The following is a 17,469-nucleotide window of genomic DNA, read 5'->3' on the forward strand; positions in this document are numbered from 1 at the left end:
GAGACACCCCATGAACGACCTCGGCCGAATCGAAGACCTGCCCCCCGACTATGTGCAGGACCTGCGCAAGGTGAACCTGGTGCCCCTGTGGCCCAGCCTGCGCGGCGTGCTGCCGCCCAAGGTGCCCACGCGCCAAACCCAGCCCACTTGCTGGGCTTACCAAGACATCAAGCCGCTGCTGCTCAAAGCGGGCGAACTCACCCCGATTGAAAAAGCCGAGCGCCGCGTGCTGGTGCTGGCCAACCCGGGGCATGGCCTAGACAAAATGCAGGCCAGTGCTGCCATGTATTTGGGCATGCAACTGCTCATGCCCGGCGAATGGGCCCCCAGCCACCGCCACACACCCAACGCGGTGCGCATGGTGGTGGAAGGCGAAGGCGCTTGGACCACGGTGGACGGCGAGAAATGCCCCATGAGCAGGGGCGACTTGATCCTCACACCCACAGGCCTGTGGCACGAACACGGCCACGACGGTACCGAGCCGGTGATCTGGCTGGATGTGCTGGACCTGCCCTTGGTCTATTACATGGAAGCCAGTTACCACATCAACGGCGACCGCCAGACTGTGGTGCCCGGCCAAGGCGACAAGCAGTACGCCCGTGGCGGTGTGGTGCCCAGCCATGTGTTTGAGCGCAGCAAGAAGGCCTACCCCATGCTGCGCTACGCTTGGAAAGACGCCAAGGCCGCGCTCGAATCATTGGCCGCTGACGATGCGGATCTCGAACAAGTGCAGGTCACTTACACCAACCCCGAGACGGGAGGTGATGCCGAAAACATTTTGGGCTTTTACGCCCTCATGCTGCGCCCCGGCCAGACCCTGCGTTTGCCTGCTCGCTCGCCCGCGCAGGTCTTCCATGTCATCGAGGGCTCGGTACAAGCGCAAATCGTGACCAGCACATTCACCCTGCTTGAGGCCGACACCTGCTGCGCCCCCGGCTACGAAGCCGTGACATTGACCAACCTTCAGGCAGATAAACCCGCCTTCGTCTTCATCGCCGACGAATCGCCTTTGCACCGCAAGCTCGGTGTCTACGAAAACCGCGGTTGATTTTTCTTTCAATGGAACCCATGACTTCTTACCTCTTCACGCCACCCACCGTTCAATCCCTGCCCATCCGTGGCAAAACCGAGCGCTTCCCCATCAACCGCATCTTTTGTGTGGGCCGCAACTACCACGCACACGCTGTCGAAATGGGCCGCCCGGTTGACAAGAGCGTCGAGCAGGCTTTCTACTTCACCAAGTCGCCGCAGACCTTGGTCGAAACCGGCGTAGATGCTGCTGCCGTAGTGGCCTACCCACCCCGCACCAACAACTACCACTTCGAGATGGAGCTGGTGCTGGCCATTGGCAAAGCCGGTTTCCGTGTGAGCGAAGCCAACGCGCATGAATTGGTCTATGGCTACGCCGCAGGCCTGGACATGACGCGCCGCGACCTCCAGCTGGTGGCGCGTGACAAAGGCCGCCCTTGGGACACGGGCAAAGACATCGAGCAAGGCTCGGTCTGCTCAGAGATCGTGCCCATGCCTGGCGTGGTGATCGAAAACGGCGCGATTGCTTTGGAAGTGAATGGCCAAACCAAGCAGTCGTCCAACGTGGACAAGCTGATCTGGAACATCCGAGAAATCATCGCCGACTTGTCCACCTACTACCACCTGCAGCCCGGCGACCTGATCTACACCGGCACACCCGAAGGTGTGGGCGCGGTGGTAACCGGTGACAAAATCACAGGTCGGGTAGAAGGCGTGGCCGAGTTGGCCCTAACGATCGGCGCTGCGGAGTAAGACCATGAAGTTGTACAGTTTTTTCAGAAGCGGCACCTCCCACCGCCTGCGCATTGCCCTGAATCTCAAAGGAATCGCCTCCGACTACGTGGCAGTGGATCTGCGGGTAGACGAGCAGCAAAAAGATGCCTTCAAGGCCATCAACCCACAAGGCTTGGTGCCTGCCTTGGACACAGGCGAGCAGGTGATGATCCAGTCCCCTGCCATCATCGAGTGGCTGGAAGAAAAATACCCGACCCCCGCCTTGCTGCCCACAAGCGCAGAAGCGCGGGCCCATGTTCGAGCCCTGGCGGCCATGGTGGGTTGCGACATCCACCCGATCAACAACCGCCGCATTTTGCAAACCTTGCGCAAACAATTTGGCGCCAACGAAGACGCCATCAACGCTTGGTGCGGTCACTGGATCAGCGAGGGTTTTAACGCCTATGAAGCGCTGATTGCGGCTGACAAAACGCGCGGGCGCTTCAGCTTTGGCGACACACCCACTCTGGCCGATGTGTATTTGGTTCCCCAAGTTGAAAGCGCACGGCGCTTCAACGTGGACATGACGAAATGGCCACACATCACGGCAGTGGATAAAGCTTGCATGGAACTTGAGGCCTTTCAAAAGGCTGCGCCGAATCAGCAGCCTGATGCTGGCTGAGCAACAAAACAAGGGCCCTTCGGGGCCCTTGTTTTGTTGGTTCGCTGGCAAGCGATTACTGCTTTGCAGCGGAAGCGGCCATTTAACTTTACATCGTTAAAGACATAGACGTGGCGATATGTCTTTCGTGAGGTGTTGAAAACTGAGGTGGATTTCTCCAAAGCGGTCACTACCTGTGATCCTCCAATTTGGAGTACGGACGACAACGGTTTAACACTCGCCCCATTTACACAAAATTCGGGCCACCCTAGAGTCGAGGCCATCGACTTGGCCATGTTTACGCTTCGTATAGCCTACGTCAGATTAACGGCACTGGGCTTGCGCCCATGGGGCCTTTGCCCAAAGCGGCTTCCCGGCCACCGAATCGCGCGACCAACGCGTCTTGATCGGCCTTGGCGTTCTGGTCAGCAACTTCCGGGTCAAGCATGTGATTCAAAAGCGATTCCATGTGTTTGCGGATCGGCTGATAGCCATCCTTAGCGGCGAGGTCAACGGTTTGGCCTGGATCGGCCGCCATGTCAAACAATTCTGGTTCGTAGCCCACATAGTGGTGATACGCCCACTGGCCTTGTCGCACCAGATAAGCTGCACTGGAGGAGCCTACGGCGTGGTACTCACTGAAGCCGATACGCTCTGAATCATCTTTCTCGTTGGCAATCGCCACCAGCGATCGTCCCGGCAGCGTGGGGTCTGCGGGCAGGTTCGCGTTGTCAAGCACGGTCGGGGCGATATCGATCAGGTTAACTTGGGTGGCACAGACTTTGCCCTCCGGGATTCCCGGTCCAGCCAAGATCAACGGGATATGGGTGGCTTCGCGGTAGAGCGTTGATTTGTTCCACATCCCGCGCACACCTTGGTTGTCGCCATGATCGCTGCTCATGATCACTCGGGTGGATGCTTGCAAACCGGTTTGTCCAAGCGCTTGAAGCACTTTGCCGATTTGCTCGTCAATGAAGCATGTCAAAGCGTAATAGCAAGCCAAAGCCAAGCGGCGGCGCTCAGGTGTGCCCAACTCATCGTCTGCATTTGAAAAATCCGCATGCCGCTGCACCCAAGGGTGACGTTGGTAGCCGCTGAGCGGATGTAGCCGAGGGTCAGGAATAGCATACAAGTTGATTTGATCTAGGTAGTGCTGTGGCACGACGAGCGGGAAATGTGGCGCGACGAAACCGACGAACAAGGTCCATGGCGCAGCTTCTTTCTCGGCGGCCTTGTCATGCAGCCACTGCGCTGCGTGCTCTGCCGACGAGATGTCATACCGGTTGTAGCTGGACTCCCCGGCACCCAGTTCGGTGAACAGCCGCGATGGGCGGGGCGTGCTGGGCAAGGGGTTGCGCACCGAGCCCCAGACCTGACCGATGCCATCGGCCAGATGCAAGGGGTCGTGCTGCTTGCTAAAGCCAGTGGGTGCAGTGGCATTGACATAGTGCAATTTGCCAATCGACTCCACGCAGTGACCAGCAACTTGCAGTGCATGCCCCCAACCGGCCACACGTCCGTCATAGCCCATGGCGTTATCCCAATAGGCGATGTCATGCACCCAGCGCCCAGTGGCCAACGCGGCCCGTGCAGGGACGCAGATGGGCGAAGGTGTGAGGGCTTGGGTGAATCGCGTACCTCGGGCTGCAAGCGCATCAAGATGGGGGGTCTTGACAAATGGGTGTCCAGCGCACCCCATCACCAGCGCATCTTGTTCGTCGGTGAGCAAAATCAATGTGTTGTGGCGATCAGATGTCATTGATTAATGCTCTCGGGCGCTTCGGGCAACCCGATCCAGCGCGTTGCTGAGTTCATTAGGGTGTGTGACCATCAAATCATGGCCCCCATCAATGACCTCGGTGGTCCAGTCGGCTTGGCTTTGCGCCGAGTTGAAGTGCGTTCGAAAGCGTGGGTTGTTGTTCATGCCCGCCAAAATGTAGTGCTTGCTACGAACACGGGTCCAAGCCTGGCCCAATTGAGGCACATCCAGCATTGTCTTGAGGGGATGCGGCGAACAAAGCGCACGCAGCCAAGCTACATCTTGGGCTTCAGTCACACCCCAAATCGATGGGTCAGGTGAAGGTATGCGCTCGCCGCCTAGCTTTTTCGCGTCAGCAAGCATGTCGGACCTGCGTTGCTCGGGAAATGCCATCCATCCCGATACGCCCTCTTCGGGAATGACCCCATCAACATAAACAAGCGCATCGATTTGGACAGCAATTTGATCCGCCACAAGCGTCATGATCGTGCCCCCATAGCTGTGGCCTACCAAGATGATTTGGCTTAACTCTTCAAAATGAATCAAATTCAAAACATCCTGGGTGTGTGTGGACAATCCCACTTCTGGGGTCCACAAGTGTTCGCGCTCACCCATGCCAGTCAGGCTAGGCGCGAACACCTCATGCCCTGCAGTTCGCAAATTTTTAGCGACCTTGCGCCAGCACCAGCCCCCATGCCAACCACCATGAATCAGGACAAATGTGCTCATTCAAGTCTGGCTTTACGCGTCAACAGGCTGATAGTTCAAACGTTTGGCGGTAGCACCCCAGCGATCTATGTCGGCCTTAATCATGCGAGCAAATTCAGTCGGACTGCTCGATGAGGGCTCCATGATCAATTTGCCAAAGGCTTCCTTGATGCGATCACTTGCAATGGCTTTGCTGACCGCAGAATTAAGTACCGCGACGCGTTCGGGGCTGGTCCCTGCTGGTGCCAACAAACCAAACCACTCCATGCCCGAGAGCTGTGGGTATCCGGCTTCTGCTGCAGTCTGCACATCGGGCAAAACCGAGCTGCGCTTGGGCGATGTCGTCACTAGAACACGCATCTTTCCGCCCATGTGGGGCTGAACTGCATTAGAAAGCGCTGTCACGAAAGAGGAAATTCGCCCACCGTACAAGTCATTGAGGATATCGGGGGCGCCTTTGTAGGGCACATGCAGCATCTCGATACCTGCGGCACTCGCAATTTGAGCACCGAGAAAATGTGGGGCAGAACCAGCGCCAGGTGATGCATAAGACGCCTCTTTGGGGTTGGCTTTGCACCAAGCAATGAATTCCCCCAGTGTCTTCACCGGAACGTGCATGCCTACCGCAAGCGCGTTTGCAGACATGCAAACTGTGCTGACAGGTGTCAAGTCTTTTAAGGTGTCGTAGCCCAGTTTATTAAAGACATGTGGGTAAAGTGTCATGATCGACGAGGGTGTCAGCAGCACGGTATTGCCATCGGGAGCGGCCGTTTTGACGGTTGCAACACCAATTCGGCCTCCCGCACCTGGTTTTGCTTCCACCACCACTGCGCGCCCACCCAGGTGCGGCTTCATGGCCTCCCCCAATTCACGCGCAATGATGTCCACAATGCCACCTGCCGGAAATCCAACAACGATGCGAAGGGGATCAGATTGCGCAAGGGCCGGTGCGCCTACAGCGGCGGTAGCGCTATAAACGGTAAATGTGCGGCGATTCAACATATCAATCTCCTTTGAATTAAACCAGTGACAACAACGATGAAACAAAACGTGGTGGGTCAATCAGCATGACGTCATGATGGCCTTCGACCTCGGCGTACTTGAAACGATTGTCTTTTTGGATGCCCGCTGCGATTGCTTTGAATTGCGGATTGGGATTGGTGCTGCATTTCAAATAGGTACGTCGAATTGGTTCAGCCATTGGATCGCCTGCAACCTGCTCGGTAAAACTTCTTGCTGCTTGCGCCGTCATACGGGGCTGAGACCAAGCGATCAATGCGCCATCCGATAAGCCCCATCGTTCGCCCCAAGTTGCGACCGGGGGCACGGGTACTGTTGCGTTTTGAGCTGCAAGCCGTTCAAAGTCCGCCTTCACTGGTGGAGGCAAAAAGTTTGACATCGCTTGCCCTTGTAGTGGGACAAATGCATCCAGATAAATCGCATGCGCCACGCGGCCCGTGCGTGCGGCAAGCACGCCCGAAAGAACGCAGCCCGCATAGGAGTGGCCTACCAAGACCACATCTCGTAAATCTTCCATCATGAGATGTGACACAACATCTTGCACATGTACGGCTAGCCCGCTGATGCCTGCGGCGACATGGCTGCGCTCACCCAGGCCGGACAGCGTCGGCACCGAAACTTCATGCCCAGCCTGGCGGATCAATGGTGCAGCCTTGGACCATGCCCACGCCCCGTGCCATGCGCCGTGCAACAGAACATAGTGTCTGGCTTTATCCCTAGTGTTTGCATTTTGAGTCGTGCCACAGCCGTGCAGAGCCAAAGCAGTGGTTGCGGCACCGATGATCGCCGTACGGCGTTCTAATTTCATGCTGAGTCTCCTTACGTAAATTTAGGCAGGGCCAACGGGGTCAGGCAGTGGGACGCGGATATCGTTGGGGCGGCTCATGAGCCGCTGTATCAATTCTTCACGGAGGCCGCGATGCTTTGGATCGTCAAACAGATTGACGCACTCGTAGGGGTCGTTGCTCAGGTCATACATTTCACCGACCCCACTGTCTAATTCAAGCGTGAGCTTGGCGCTGCGGGTGCGCACAGTGCGCAAGTCCAAGGCGACACCACAACGCGATGGGCCCAAGCGCCATTCGTTGTAGGCGTGATCGCGCTCTGCGTTGCCAACGCCGGTTAGCAGCGGGCGCAGGCTTTGGCTGTGCACGGCAGAGGGCACGGGTGTGGCTGCATAGTCGCCAAAGGTGGCGGCCAGATCTAGCGTGGATACAGGTTGGTCGTTTTTCTGATCAGCGGCGATACCGGGGCCGCGCATGATCAAACCGACGCGCAGCAGGCCTTCGTAATGCATCGGGCCTTTGAGCATGAGGCCATGATCACCCAGAAATTCACCGTGGTCAGAGGTGAACACAACGAGCGTGTTGTCAGTCAAGCCAGCATCGTCGAGCGCAGACAAGATACGCCCCACTTGGTGGTCCACCAAAGAAATCATGCCGTAGTAATTGGCAATGATTTCTCGCAGCTGCGCATCGGTTTGCGGTGGCATGCGCGAGTATTCCTCACGCACTTTTCGGCTTTCTGGTGTGCCACCGGGCGTGTTTTCCAGTGCGGCTCTGTGCCACCAGGGGCGTTTGTCCAAGTCTCGAAGCCGATGCGGTGGCAGATCCACCTCATCTGGGCGGTGCATCCAACACCAAGGCGCAGGTGCGTCAAAAGGATGATGCGGATCAGCCATAGACACCCACGCGCAAAACGGCTGTGCTGTCGCTTGTGCATCGGTGGCTTCTCGCTGACGCCGCCCTTGCTCAGCGATGTACTCGACCGTGCGGTCTCCCACCCAAGTGCTGTTGTGCCAAGCCGTGGGCAGGGCGCTATTGTGAGTTTGCGAAGCCTGCGTTTGCGGATCAAGGCGCTGGCTGTAAAGGGCGTTTTTCATGGCCCCCAAGCCATCGCGGTGGTACCAGCGCTCGTAATGCAAGCCGCCGGGGCTGGTCTCGGGCAGCCAATAGTTGTGCCCCAACTGCATCAACTCGATCTGTTCAAAGCCCATGTAGGGGCCGCGCCAATCGTCGGCGAACAAATGCGAACTGGGAATGTTCTCGCAGCGACCGGTGGGACGGTTGGCATAGGAATGGTTGCTCGAAAAATGCGCCTTGCCGATGAACCGCGTGTCGTAGCCCGCTTGGCTCAGTGATCCGGCAAAGCCTCCCGCCGCGATGGACTCGTCCAGATCGATACCGTTGTCGTGCACGCCACTCGTCAGCGGCAGCATACCGGTCAAGATGGCGCTTCTTGAGGGCATGCACACCACATTGGGTGTGATGCATTGGGTGAATCGCGTGCCTTGTTGGGCCAGCAAATCAAGATGCGGCGTGCGCACCCTGCGGCTTTCGAATCCGAAGCAATCAGCGCGGTGCTGATCGCTCATGATCAGCAAAATATTAGGTCGTTTCAAATCGTGTCACCCAGGTTAGCGAATGGATGTGCATCAGTTATCTGCGGTGTACCCCGTGGCTTTGATGACAGGGCCCCAGCGTTCAAAATCGTCTTTGAGGTGGCGCGCCAAATCAGCCGAAGACCTGACGTCAGAATCAAACTCCAGCTTTTCAATGGCAGCGACCAAGCGTGGGCTGCGCGCCGCAGCTGATATCGCTGCTTCCAGTTCAAGTTGGACCGCTTTGGGTGTTTTGCTCGATGCAAAGAACGCAAACACTTCGGTGAGTTGTAACTCAGGGTAGCCCTGCTCTTTGAAGGTGGTCACACCCGACAGGCCCGGCAAAGCCTTGTCGCCGCTGAAGCCAAGAATGCGAACTTTGCCGGACTTGTGATGCGTCACCAAGTTGGGCAGCGTCGTAGCGAGAGAGGGAATCGTCCCGCCCAACAGATCCGTCATCGCGGCTGCACCACCGCGATAGGGCACATGCTGAAAATCGATGCCAGCCTTGCGCCCAAACATCACACCCATGAAATGCATGGCCGTACCAGCGCCTGGCGTACCGTAGCTGGCTTTGCCAGGGTTGGCCTTGGCCCAATCCACAAATTCCTTCAGTGTTTTGGCGGGTGTGCCCGGCCCGACCCCCAAAGCAAACTGGAAAGAGCAAACACCTGCCAGCGGTGCGAGATCACTCATCGAATAACGCAGTTTTGGATAGACATGCGGGAAGATCGTCGCATTGCCCCCTGGCATCATCACAATCGTGCTGCCGTCGGCGGGTGCGGCCAGCATGGCCTCGGTGGCCAGTTGCCCAGCGGCACCCGTGCGGTTTTCTATGATCGCGTTGTAGCCTGCGGCACGAAGCTCCTCACCGACTTGGCGAGCCACCACATCCACAGCCCCCCCTGCGGGGTAACCCACGAGGATTTTCAATGGTTTGCCTTGCGCAAAGGCCAGGCTGGACGAGAGGCCTGCGACAGCGCTGGTTCCTATGTAGGTCAAGCAGTGGCGACGATTCAACATGATGATCCTTTAAGGAAGCTGCAATCAGCGTTAGATTTGGGCATATTCGCGGTGAAGGCCATTTGCGAATCAAACGATCATGTGCCGGGGTGGAGCGCGCTTCAGTATCTTCGGGAACAATACAGGGATGACCTCTAATCAACTGCATATCAGTGATCGCTTCGCGACGGAACTTTTGCAAAGCCGTCAATTGGGCCGTAAGTTTGCGAACGCCCTTGCGCAACCGCTGGCCTTCAAGAGCAGGCCGCTGCACCGATTTGCTGCAGGGGTGAGCTTGTGCAAAGCAGGAGATCGCGTGACGCAACTGCCTTTCGTCATGAGCGGTCGCCTCGATGCTGTTGTGCATGTGCCGGGTGTCCAAGGCGGGCAAGTCGTTCCCATCTCATTTCGCGCGGGTGAAATGGCTTTTCTTTCTTACTTGTTCAACCAACTGCCCAGCGGGAGTGACTTGGTGGTCGGAGAGCCCAGCACCATTCAATGGCTGCCGCTGAAAGACATTGAGACTTGTCTGCTGAATGATCAGGGTTTGCTGCTGATGCTGGTGGGTTTTCTCGGTCAGCGCCTGCGTGAGGTGCAAGCACGTGAGCGCAGTTGGGCTGCAAGAGGCGTGCAAACCCGCCTTTGTGCTGGCTTGGCGCGCATGGCGGCTGATTTGCCAAGCCGATCCGACGGGCGTAACGTCGTCGTCGCTACGCATGAACAAATAGCTGCCAGCTGCGGCATCAGCCGTCCGAAGGCCTCCATTGCTCTTAAAGCGCTGGAAGGTGATGGCGTTTTGAAACTGGGGCGCGGCTGGATTGAGGTGTTGAATTTGCGAGGATTGAACGAAAGGTCCGACTAGACGTCGCGAGACTTTACAAATATCAAAAGGGTGTTCTCAATTTGTTTCAAAGGTCAAATAGCTGGAAACAGTCGAAAATTCAAAAAGATGAACCATGGCCCTCAGTAGCGAATGATCGATCAACTACCAGTTGATTTTCTCTCCAATTAATCCCGTGCCCAATCTATATGTCTGCTTTCCCGAAAAACACACCATTGCACCGATAGGTCAAACGGCCGCTGTAGGTCGGCTTCTGCCGGTCACCTGCTCGTAGCGATGGTCCGCGTTCAGCCTTAACCAGACCCCCATAACCCAAAACCAGCCACTTGCTTGGTCAGTGATCGAGACATGGATCATCGGGGCAAGCCCAAGGATGACAGATCAAACGGTTCCTCGGCTCAAGCCAAGGACGACAGATCACTCAGTCAAACACCTCGGTATCCACCTCGCTGTTGGCCTGCGCGTTGTAGCGATCGCCCGCCACGGTGCGCTGGTTGATCAGCGCATCAAGGCGCACCATCAACCCAGCATCCAACTTCACATCCACAGCGGCCAAGTCATCCAGCAGGTGCTCCACCGAGGTGGTGCCAGGGATGGGAATGATGTCTTCGCCTTGGTGCAGCAGCCAAGCCAGTGCGAGCTGCGAGGGGCTGCAGCCGGCCTCTTGTGCGAGAGCGTGGTAAGCGGGCAAGAGCTTCAGGTTGGCAGCGTAGTTCTCGGGCGTAAAGCGCGGCATGCTGCGGCGGATGTCTTTGGGGTCAAATGCGGTCACGTCCAAAGCCGCGCCACACAAAAAGCCCCGCGCCACCGGACTGAAAGCCACAAAGGCCACACCCAACTCACGGCAAGCCTGCAGCACCGCGATCTCGGGGTTGCGCGTCCACAGCGAATACTCGGTCTGCACCGCTGCAATCGGGTGCACCGCATGGGCTTTACGCAGGGTGCTGGCCGAGACTTCCGACAGGCCAATGGTCTGGATCTTGCCTTGGCGCACCAAGTCGCTCAGTGCGCCCACGCTGTCTTCGATCGGCACTTTCTTGTCCCAGCGGTGCAGGTAATACAGGTCGATCACATCGGTCTGCAGGCGGCGTAGCGCGCCTTCACAGGTTTTCTTGAGGGTCTCGGGGCGGCCGTCGATGACGCGCACTTTGCTGCCGTCGTTTTGTTCCACGCCCTGCATGCCGCATTTGCTGGCCAGGGTAAACCGTTGACGGTGGGGCTTCAAGACTTTGCCTACCAACGTCTCGTTGGTGCCAAAGCCATACAAAGCGGCGGTATCAAAGAAGGTGACACCTTGATCTAAGGCGGTCAACAACACGCGCTCGGCTTGTTCAGCCGATACAGGTGCGCCATAAGCATGGCTGAGGTTCATGCAGCCTAGGCCGATGGCGCTGACGGAAAAGGAGGCCAATTGACGGTTTTTCATGGTCAGCATCATAGCCCGTCTACCCCTTTGCAACGTTCAGGACACCCACTCAGCACCCCACCATTCGCCGAGACAGGAGGTCGACAAAAATGGCCTCTTCTAGATGGGTGAGAGGGCAAGGGGTGAATAAGCGGCGGTCTTTGACAAATAAGTGGATGCGAGATCGGGTGAAGATGCTTGTGTTCTCAATGCGTCCGCTGCGAACAGGTCCCAATCCGCCAAAAAAGAGGCGTTGGCCGAGATCAACCGTCCATCTTGGTCCTTGAACCACAGCGCCAAAGTTCGGCGGTCCAAAATTTCCTGATGTTGTCGCTCCACAGCGCGTTGCTGCTCTACTTTTTCTTTTTCCTCAGTCACATCAATCATCACCAAACGGCATTCATCACCTTGCTCGTCCATCGTCGCATCGATGCGCACCACCATCTTTGGTCGATGGGCCGTGGCGCTCAGCGTCAATTCACAATGGCGTCTGCATTTGCCGCTCAGAACTTCTCTGTGAAATGCCGCAAACATGGCTTGATCAGCTGGTTGAATGAAGTCGGACATCAAGTTATTGCTTCGTTGCGAGCGCTGAATGCCCAACATGATGGCTCCCGATAAATTGGTTTGGAGAACCTGCCCTTGGAGATCCAAGCTCACGAAACCAACAGGCGCAAAATCGTAGACATCCTGGTATTTGTTCAACAAAGTTGGCTCCTAAAAATGATCCGGCCCCTCGCTCATCGGGGAACTCGTCTGCGTAGAAAGTGTCACACGCGCATACAAGCGCTCGGTTTCGTCATACACCAAAGAAAAACACTCACACACAGCTTCACGCAATCCCTCGCGGTCCAGCACCTGAATTTGACCGCGACCACTCGACACCCAACCAGCAGACTGCAATTTACCCAAGGCTTGGGTGATGGACTCCCTGCGAACACCCAACATGTTGGCAATGGTTTCATGGGTCACCTTCAAGTGGTCGTTGCCCACAGCCGCTTGGTTGAACAACAACCAATAACACAGTCGCTCTCGTACCGAATGGTGACCAATGCACACAATGCTCTGTGACATTTGGGTGATCAAGGCTTGCACGTGACAAAGCGCCAGTTGTTGCAATTCACGGCAACGCACCAACTCAGACTGAAAAATCGCAGCAGGCATTCTGTAAGCCAGGCCCGCACATTGAACCACCACACGGTGGTTGACCGTATGACTGCCCAAAACAAGAGACACACCGACCAAGCCATCGCGACCTGTCATGGCCAACTCGGAGCTCTCGCCTTCGGCTGTTTGTGACACCAATGATGTGGTGCACGTGGTGTGGAAATACACAAAGTTCAGTGATTCACCAGGTTCACAAATCACTTGGCCTGCCGTCAGAGTGACGGGCTTGAGATGCTCAGACAATCGCGCGTAATGACTCAAGGGGATAGCCGCCAAAATTCGATTTTGCCGAGCACTGTCGACGATGGGGTAAGTCATGATCTGTCCAATTCATCGTTTGTTGATAAAGGGGCGGGCTGATAAAGCCGGCGCCACTTTCCGATGTTGATCGAATCAAGCCCCGATTGACATTGATCTGATGGACAAATCAAGTACACCTGTTGGTGTACACCTCATGGCGGCGGCCCTTTCACCTAGAGTCCACTGCCAACCTCAAGATGCTCAGTTCTGTTGGCGAGTCCAAGCAGGCAGAGGCGCCGATTTGTGCAGCACATCTTGGTGAAGCCATATGGCACTTTTTCTTGCACGAGCAGCCACGGTCTCCAGCGGCAGTTGCTGGTAGTCGTCGTTAAATACCTCGAAGCTGTAGTCCCCCCGGTAGCCAATGCGATCAAGGCGCAGCACCAGATCGGCCAGTTGCTCGCTGTGCACGCCTTCACCAGGAAACACGCGGAAGGTTCGGGCCGTCGTCATTCGCTCTTCAAAGGTCGGCGTTTCTTGCCACATGAAGTCAGACAGTTGGACCAGAAAGATTTTGGCCGGATCGAGCTCTTCGATGGCATCGAGCGGCGTTTTCGCTGCAAAGATGTGAAAAGAATCGATACCGACCCCCAAGTTGGGGCAATCGGCACGGCACACCACATCCCAACTGGTCGGGAATTCGTTGACGGTGCGCCCCCAAGACAAGGCCTCGTAGGCCACCTTGATCCCCAAAGGCACGGCAAGCATGGCCAATTTATGAAGATCTGCCGCAATCAGGTCCAAATCCTGCGTGGCATGGCGCGAAGTGGACGAGCAAGCCAACAGGACTTTGCTCCCTGTGGCGGCACACATCTCGAGCATGGCTTTGGCAATGTCGAGCTTGTAACTGTGCAAGTGGCCCGACAAACCTTCAAAGTCGCGAAGCACCTGAAAGCCAGTGGGGCGCATGCCACTTTGGCGCACAGCGTCCACTGCTGCCGACACGCCACCAGGGTGCGTCACCAAATCGCGGGCCATGAGCATCACTTGAGAAAAACCAGCCCCTTTCATGGCGGCCAGCTTGGCCTCCAAGGTGCCCCCCATCGTGATGGTGTCCATGCCGTAACCGTCCAGCAAATTCATGGTGCTGCTCACTGGTGGACGAGCTCAAAAGCCACCGAGCCCAAAGTGGCGCGGGTCAATGCGCCCCGGTCTTCCGGGTGCAAGCGGGTGGATTCGACAAACTCCACCCCTCTCGCCTTGAGTGCAGCCACGGCATGGCCGACATCAGCCACACCGAAGCCAATGCGCTGCAAGCACTCGGGACTGTCGTCGGCATCCATCCAGGGTTCTGGCTCAATCAATTGCCACAGAAAACTGCCGCAAGGGCTTTTCATCAGCTTGCCTTTGGGCAAGATGCCAAAGCGCTCTTCGTCAGGGATGGCAGTGAAATCGAACATGTGTTCGAAATAGGTCTGCCAATCGGCACTGCGGGCAGCACCGATGTACTGGACCACGCCAAAGTAGCTCATCCCCGCGAGTGCTGGTGGGTTGGGGTCTACGGTAGGAATCGGTTTGAAGTCGATGTCGTAGATCGAAAATTCTTGCCAGCGGTCGACAAAGTAAAAGCGGCTGCCGCCTGGACCATGGATGGCCGGGATGTGCAACTCCATGGCTTGCGCGTGACTGTCAACGCCCCATGCACCCAACTCCAGACACCTTGTATGCGCCTTGAGTGCGTCCTGAACGCGAAAAGCGACAGCCGAAATCACGGGCCGACCGTCCACGGTTGCGCTGACCCGGGCGTCATCGGGGCTGGCGTTCACCACCAAGTTCATGCCACCTTGTCTGTAAAGCGTGACTTCGCGAGAACGGTGCCGGGCAACAGGACGAAAGCCCATGCTCTCCAACACTTGGCCCAAGGCTTGTGGGCGGCTGGTGGCGTATTCGATGAATTCAATACCTGCAATGCCCAACCTGTTGGGCATTTCAGGGACAGCTTCACGGTCAACTTTATTCAAGGGCATGGGTGCATTCCTGGTTGAAGTTCTAGGGACTCACAGAGGTGGTCCCGGCAGGTACTTATTAATAACTCAATTTAGCCGCACGGCGCAACACATCGGCCGTCGTCGTCGGTAATCCGAAAAACTCCAGATAAGCCGGTATTTGTTCATACAGCATATCTGTGCCCACTTGGGTGCGGCAGCCACGCGCCTGAGCCGCCGCAAGAAACGCTGTCATCTCGGCCTTCATCACCACTTCACCCACAAAGGTATCGGGCGACAAGCGAGACACATCCATGGGCAGCGGGTCACCTTCGTTCATGCCCATGGGGGTGGCGTTGACCACCAGGTCGTGACCTGCAGGATCGTTGCTGCCCGTGCGCACCTCGATCTGCGGGTAATGCGCTTTGAGACGTTGGGCCAATGCATCACAGCCAGCGGCGTTGACGTCGAACAGGCTGATGGCGGAAATGCCTGCACCGGCCAGAGAAGCGGCGATGGCGCAACCCACACCGCCCGTGCCAACGACCAGCACGCGCTTGGCCGCTGGATCGAACCCCTTGCGCTGTACCCCACGCACGAATCCGGCACCGTCGAACATGTCCCCCACCAGACGCCCATCGGGCAAGCGTTTGACCGCGTTACAGGCACCGGCAACACGGACGGTGGCAGTGACCTCGTCCAACAAACCCACCGTGCTGACCTTGTGCGGCATGGTGATCAAAGCGCCCCGAATGTTCTCCAGCGTGAAGACCGACTTCAGAAAAGTCGGATAGTTCTCGCTTTGGCACCCCATGGGCACCACCACCGCGTTGATACCCGTCTCTTCAAAGTACGGGTTGTAAATCATGGGCGACTTGAAAGTGTGCGTGGGGTAGCCGATGTGGGCAATGAGCTCGGTATGGCCGTTGATCATGGGGGGCAAAAATCAATTATTTGGTTTGGGCGGCTGAAACGCCTGCACGCAGCGCCAGCAAATAGCTGTCCGCGCCAAAGCCGCAGATCTGGCCCTTCACAATTTCGGCAAATACCGATTGGTGCCGGAATTCTTCGCGGGCATGAATATTGGACATGTGCAATTCCACGATTGGGCAAGTCAGCACCGCCAAGGCATCCCGGATGGCATAGCTGTAATGCGTCCAAGCACCTGCATTGATCAGTACGGCATCCACCTTGTCAAAGTAGGCTTGGTGAATGCGCTCGCACATGTCGCCTTCGTGGTTGGTCTGGTAGCACTCGACTTCAGCACCCAACTCGCGGCCCAGTGCATGCAAGCTGGCGTTGATTTCATCCAGCGTGATGGTGCCATATTGCTTGGGATCACGTTTCCCAAACATGTTGTGGTTCACGCCATGCAACATCAAGACTTTCATGAGAACTCCAATAGAAAAAAGACTCTGGGTCAAAACCATTTGACCCAGAGTATGTTCTGCCTTGGTTCCGGCAGACCGGACCCAAAGCCAATGGCCATTATTTGCGGAGCTTGGCCAACTCTGTCTGCAACTCGGCCACAGTGGCGGCGATCGGCTCACCGTGCTTAGCTATCACAGGCTTCATCTTGTCACGCAGGATGGCCACCTCGGCAGCAGGCAATGTGGTCACTTGCATGCCATTCTTCTTCAGGTTGTCCAACAAGCTGGCTTCTTGGGCACGGGCTTGGGTACGCTGAAACTTAGAAGACTCGGTCACGGCATCCGACACAATTTTCTTCTCGGCAGCGGACAAGGTGTCCCAGAACTTCTTGCTGATCACAACCGACTGAGGGTTGTACTGGTGACCCGTCAGAGCCAAGTGCTTTTGGACTTCATAGAGCTTGGCACCGTTGATGGTAGCCACAGGGTTTTCTTGTCCGTCCACAGCTTTCTGTTCCAGTGCAGCGTACAGCTCAGGAAATGGCAGCGGCGTAGGGTTCGCACCCAAGGCTTTGACCCAATCCACGTTAATGGGATTGGGGATGACGCGCAATTTCAAACCGTCGATGTCCGACACTTTGTTGATGGCACGGCGTCCATTGGTCAAATTGCGAAAGCCCAGCTCGTAGTAGCCCAGACCGACCAAACCCTTCTCTTCAAGTTTGGCATGCATCTTCTTGCCGAAGGCACCGTCCACCACTGCATCCGCTTCTTGGCCGCTGGCAAACATGAAGGGGAAATCAAAAACGGCAAAGTCTTTAACCTGCGAGGCGAAGATGCCCGAATTCATCGAAGCCATCTCCAAAGTGCCGCCCTGGATGGCCGAGACGTTGGCTTGGTCGCTGCCCAGTGCACCGCCAGGAAACACATTGACCTTGAGTTTGCCGCCAGATTGCTTTTCGACGATCTCCTTGAACTTCTCCATGCCCTGGATGATGGGGTGGCCCGGCGCGTTCTGATTGGCGAACTTGATGGTCTTGTCTTGCGCCGAAGCCACACCCATGGCGGCCAGCGCCACGGTGGTGATCAAGGACTTGATGAATACACGTTTCATGAAGGGTCTCCAGAATAAAGAAGGACGTACGCTGTGCATGAAAGGGATGGTCGTCAGGCGTACCCGATCAGACA

The 17,469-nt window shown here is 56.7% G+C and carries 18 protein-coding genes; 4 read left to right on the plus strand and 14 right to left on the minus strand.

Translation table 11 applies throughout. The features are described from left to right. Positions 1 to 10 precede the first annotated feature (10 nt). Genes SWE17_RS09835 through maiA form a run of 3 tightly spaced genes read left to right on the plus strand, consistent with a single transcriptional unit; the run spans position 11 to position 2,425 of the window. Entirely contained in the window at positions 11 to 1,048 is a 1,038-nt protein-coding gene (locus tag SWE17_RS09835) for a cupin domain-containing protein (protein WP_322992922.1), read from the plus strand. A 20-nt stretch (positions 1,049 to 1,068) separates the two neighbouring features. Beyond that, positions 1,069 to 1,782, plus strand: a complete 714-nt coding sequence (locus SWE17_RS09840) for a fumarylacetoacetate hydrolase family protein (protein ID WP_322992923.1) — start codon at positions 1,069 to 1,071, stop codon at positions 1,780 to 1,782. A gap of 4 nt (positions 1,783 to 1,786) precedes the next feature. Beyond that, entirely contained in the window at positions 1,787 to 2,425 is a 639-nt protein-coding gene (gene maiA / locus SWE17_RS09845) for a maleylacetoacetate isomerase (protein ID WP_322992924.1), read from the plus strand. A 298-nt stretch (positions 2,426 to 2,723) separates the two neighbouring features. Here the strand turns inward: maiA and SWE17_RS09850 are convergent, their stop codons facing one another. The 6 genes from SWE17_RS09850 to SWE17_RS09875 are packed head-to-tail and all read right to left on the minus strand — an operon-like array spanning position 2,724 to position 9,294. Continuing rightward, positions 2,724 to 4,163, minus strand: a complete 1,440-nt coding sequence (locus SWE17_RS09850; protein ID WP_322992925.1) for a sulfatase-like hydrolase/transferase — start codon at positions 4,161 to 4,163, stop codon at positions 2,724 to 2,726. A gap of 3 nt (positions 4,164 to 4,166) precedes the next feature. Then, positions 4,167 to 4,892 carry an alpha/beta hydrolase gene (locus SWE17_RS09855; RefSeq protein ID WP_108311560.1) on the minus strand — a complete coding sequence of 242 codons (726 nt, stop codon included), beginning with the start codon at positions 4,890 to 4,892 and terminating at the stop codon, positions 4,167 to 4,169. Positions 4,893 to 4,904: 12 nt separating this feature from the next. Then, positions 4,905 to 5,933 (minus strand): Bug family tripartite tricarboxylate transporter substrate binding protein, encoded by a 1,029-nt coding sequence (locus tag SWE17_RS09860; protein WP_322992926.1) that lies wholly within the window; start codon positions 5,931 to 5,933, stop codon positions 4,905 to 4,907. Beyond that, on the minus strand, positions 5,890 to 6,699 hold the full coding sequence (locus SWE17_RS09865) for an alpha/beta fold hydrolase (protein WP_108311562.1): 810 nt from the start codon (positions 6,697 to 6,699) through the stop codon (positions 5,890 to 5,892). Before SWE17_RS09865 ends, SWE17_RS09860 begins: the two co-directional genes overlap by 44 nt. 21 nt (positions 6,700 to 6,720) lie before the next feature. After that, a complete protein-coding gene (locus SWE17_RS09870) occupies positions 6,721 to 8,292 on the minus strand; it encodes a sulfatase (RefSeq protein WP_322992927.1) in 1,572 nt (523 codons plus the stop codon). A 33-nt stretch (positions 8,293 to 8,325) separates the two neighbouring features. After that, a complete protein-coding gene (locus SWE17_RS09875; RefSeq protein ID WP_322992928.1) occupies positions 8,326 to 9,294 on the minus strand; it encodes a tripartite tricarboxylate transporter substrate-binding protein in 969 nt (322 codons plus the stop codon). Positions 9,295 to 9,421: 127 nt separating this feature from the next. Between SWE17_RS09875 and SWE17_RS09880 the strand changes: the two genes are divergently transcribed. Beyond that, positions 9,422 to 10,135 carry a Crp/Fnr family transcriptional regulator gene (locus SWE17_RS09880; protein WP_322992929.1) on the plus strand — a complete coding sequence of 238 codons (714 nt, stop codon included), beginning with the start codon at positions 9,422 to 9,424 and terminating at the stop codon, positions 10,133 to 10,135. A gap of 400 nt (positions 10,136 to 10,535) precedes the next feature. Here SWE17_RS09880 and SWE17_RS09885 read toward each other — a convergent pair whose 3' ends face one another. The 8 genes from SWE17_RS09885 to SWE17_RS09920 all read right to left on the minus strand — a co-directional run bounded on the left by SWE17_RS09885 (position 10,536) and on the right by SWE17_RS09920 (position 17,395). After that, positions 10,536 to 11,540, minus strand: a complete 1,005-nt coding sequence (locus tag SWE17_RS09885; protein WP_322992930.1) for an aldo/keto reductase — start codon at positions 11,538 to 11,540, stop codon at positions 10,536 to 10,538. 99 nt (positions 11,541 to 11,639) lie between these two features. After that, a complete protein-coding gene (locus SWE17_RS09890; RefSeq protein ID WP_322992931.1) occupies positions 11,640 to 12,227 on the minus strand; it encodes a PAS domain-containing protein in 588 nt (195 codons plus the stop codon). A gap of 9 nt (positions 12,228 to 12,236) precedes the next feature. Continuing rightward, positions 12,237 to 13,004, minus strand: a complete 768-nt coding sequence (locus SWE17_RS09895) for a Crp/Fnr family transcriptional regulator (protein WP_322992932.1) — start codon at positions 13,002 to 13,004, stop codon at positions 12,237 to 12,239. A 183-nt stretch (positions 13,005 to 13,187) separates the two neighbouring features. Continuing rightward, positions 13,188 to 14,069: a sugar phosphate isomerase/epimerase gene (locus tag SWE17_RS09900; protein ID WP_322992933.1), complete on the minus strand. Its 882-nt coding sequence runs from the start codon at positions 14,067 to 14,069 to the stop codon at positions 13,188 to 13,190. An 8-nt stretch (positions 14,070 to 14,077) separates the two neighbouring features. Beyond that, positions 14,078 to 14,953, minus strand: coding sequence for a 4-hydroxyphenylpyruvate dioxygenase (locus SWE17_RS09905; RefSeq protein ID WP_322992934.1), 876 nt, complete (start codon positions 14,951 to 14,953; stop codon positions 14,078 to 14,080). A gap of 58 nt (positions 14,954 to 15,011) precedes the next feature. Next, complete coding sequence (locus tag SWE17_RS09910; RefSeq protein ID WP_322992935.1) at positions 15,012 to 15,845, minus strand: shikimate dehydrogenase; 834 nt, start codon at positions 15,843 to 15,845, stop codon at positions 15,012 to 15,014. A gap of 16 nt (positions 15,846 to 15,861) precedes the next feature. Further along, a complete protein-coding gene (gene aroQ / locus SWE17_RS09915; protein ID WP_322992936.1) occupies positions 15,862 to 16,302 on the minus strand; it encodes a type II 3-dehydroquinate dehydratase in 441 nt (146 codons plus the stop codon). Between the two features lie 97 nt (positions 16,303 to 16,399). Continuing rightward, a complete protein-coding gene (locus SWE17_RS09920; RefSeq protein WP_322992937.1) occupies positions 16,400 to 17,395 on the minus strand; it encodes a TRAP transporter substrate-binding protein in 996 nt (331 codons plus the stop codon). Positions 17,396 to 17,469: the final 74 nt, after the last annotated feature.

Origin of the sequence: Limnohabitans sp. (assembly GCF_034680285.1) — a bacterium.
Taxonomy (GTDB): Bacteria; Pseudomonadota; Gammaproteobacteria; order Burkholderiales; family Burkholderiaceae_C; genus Limnohabitans_A.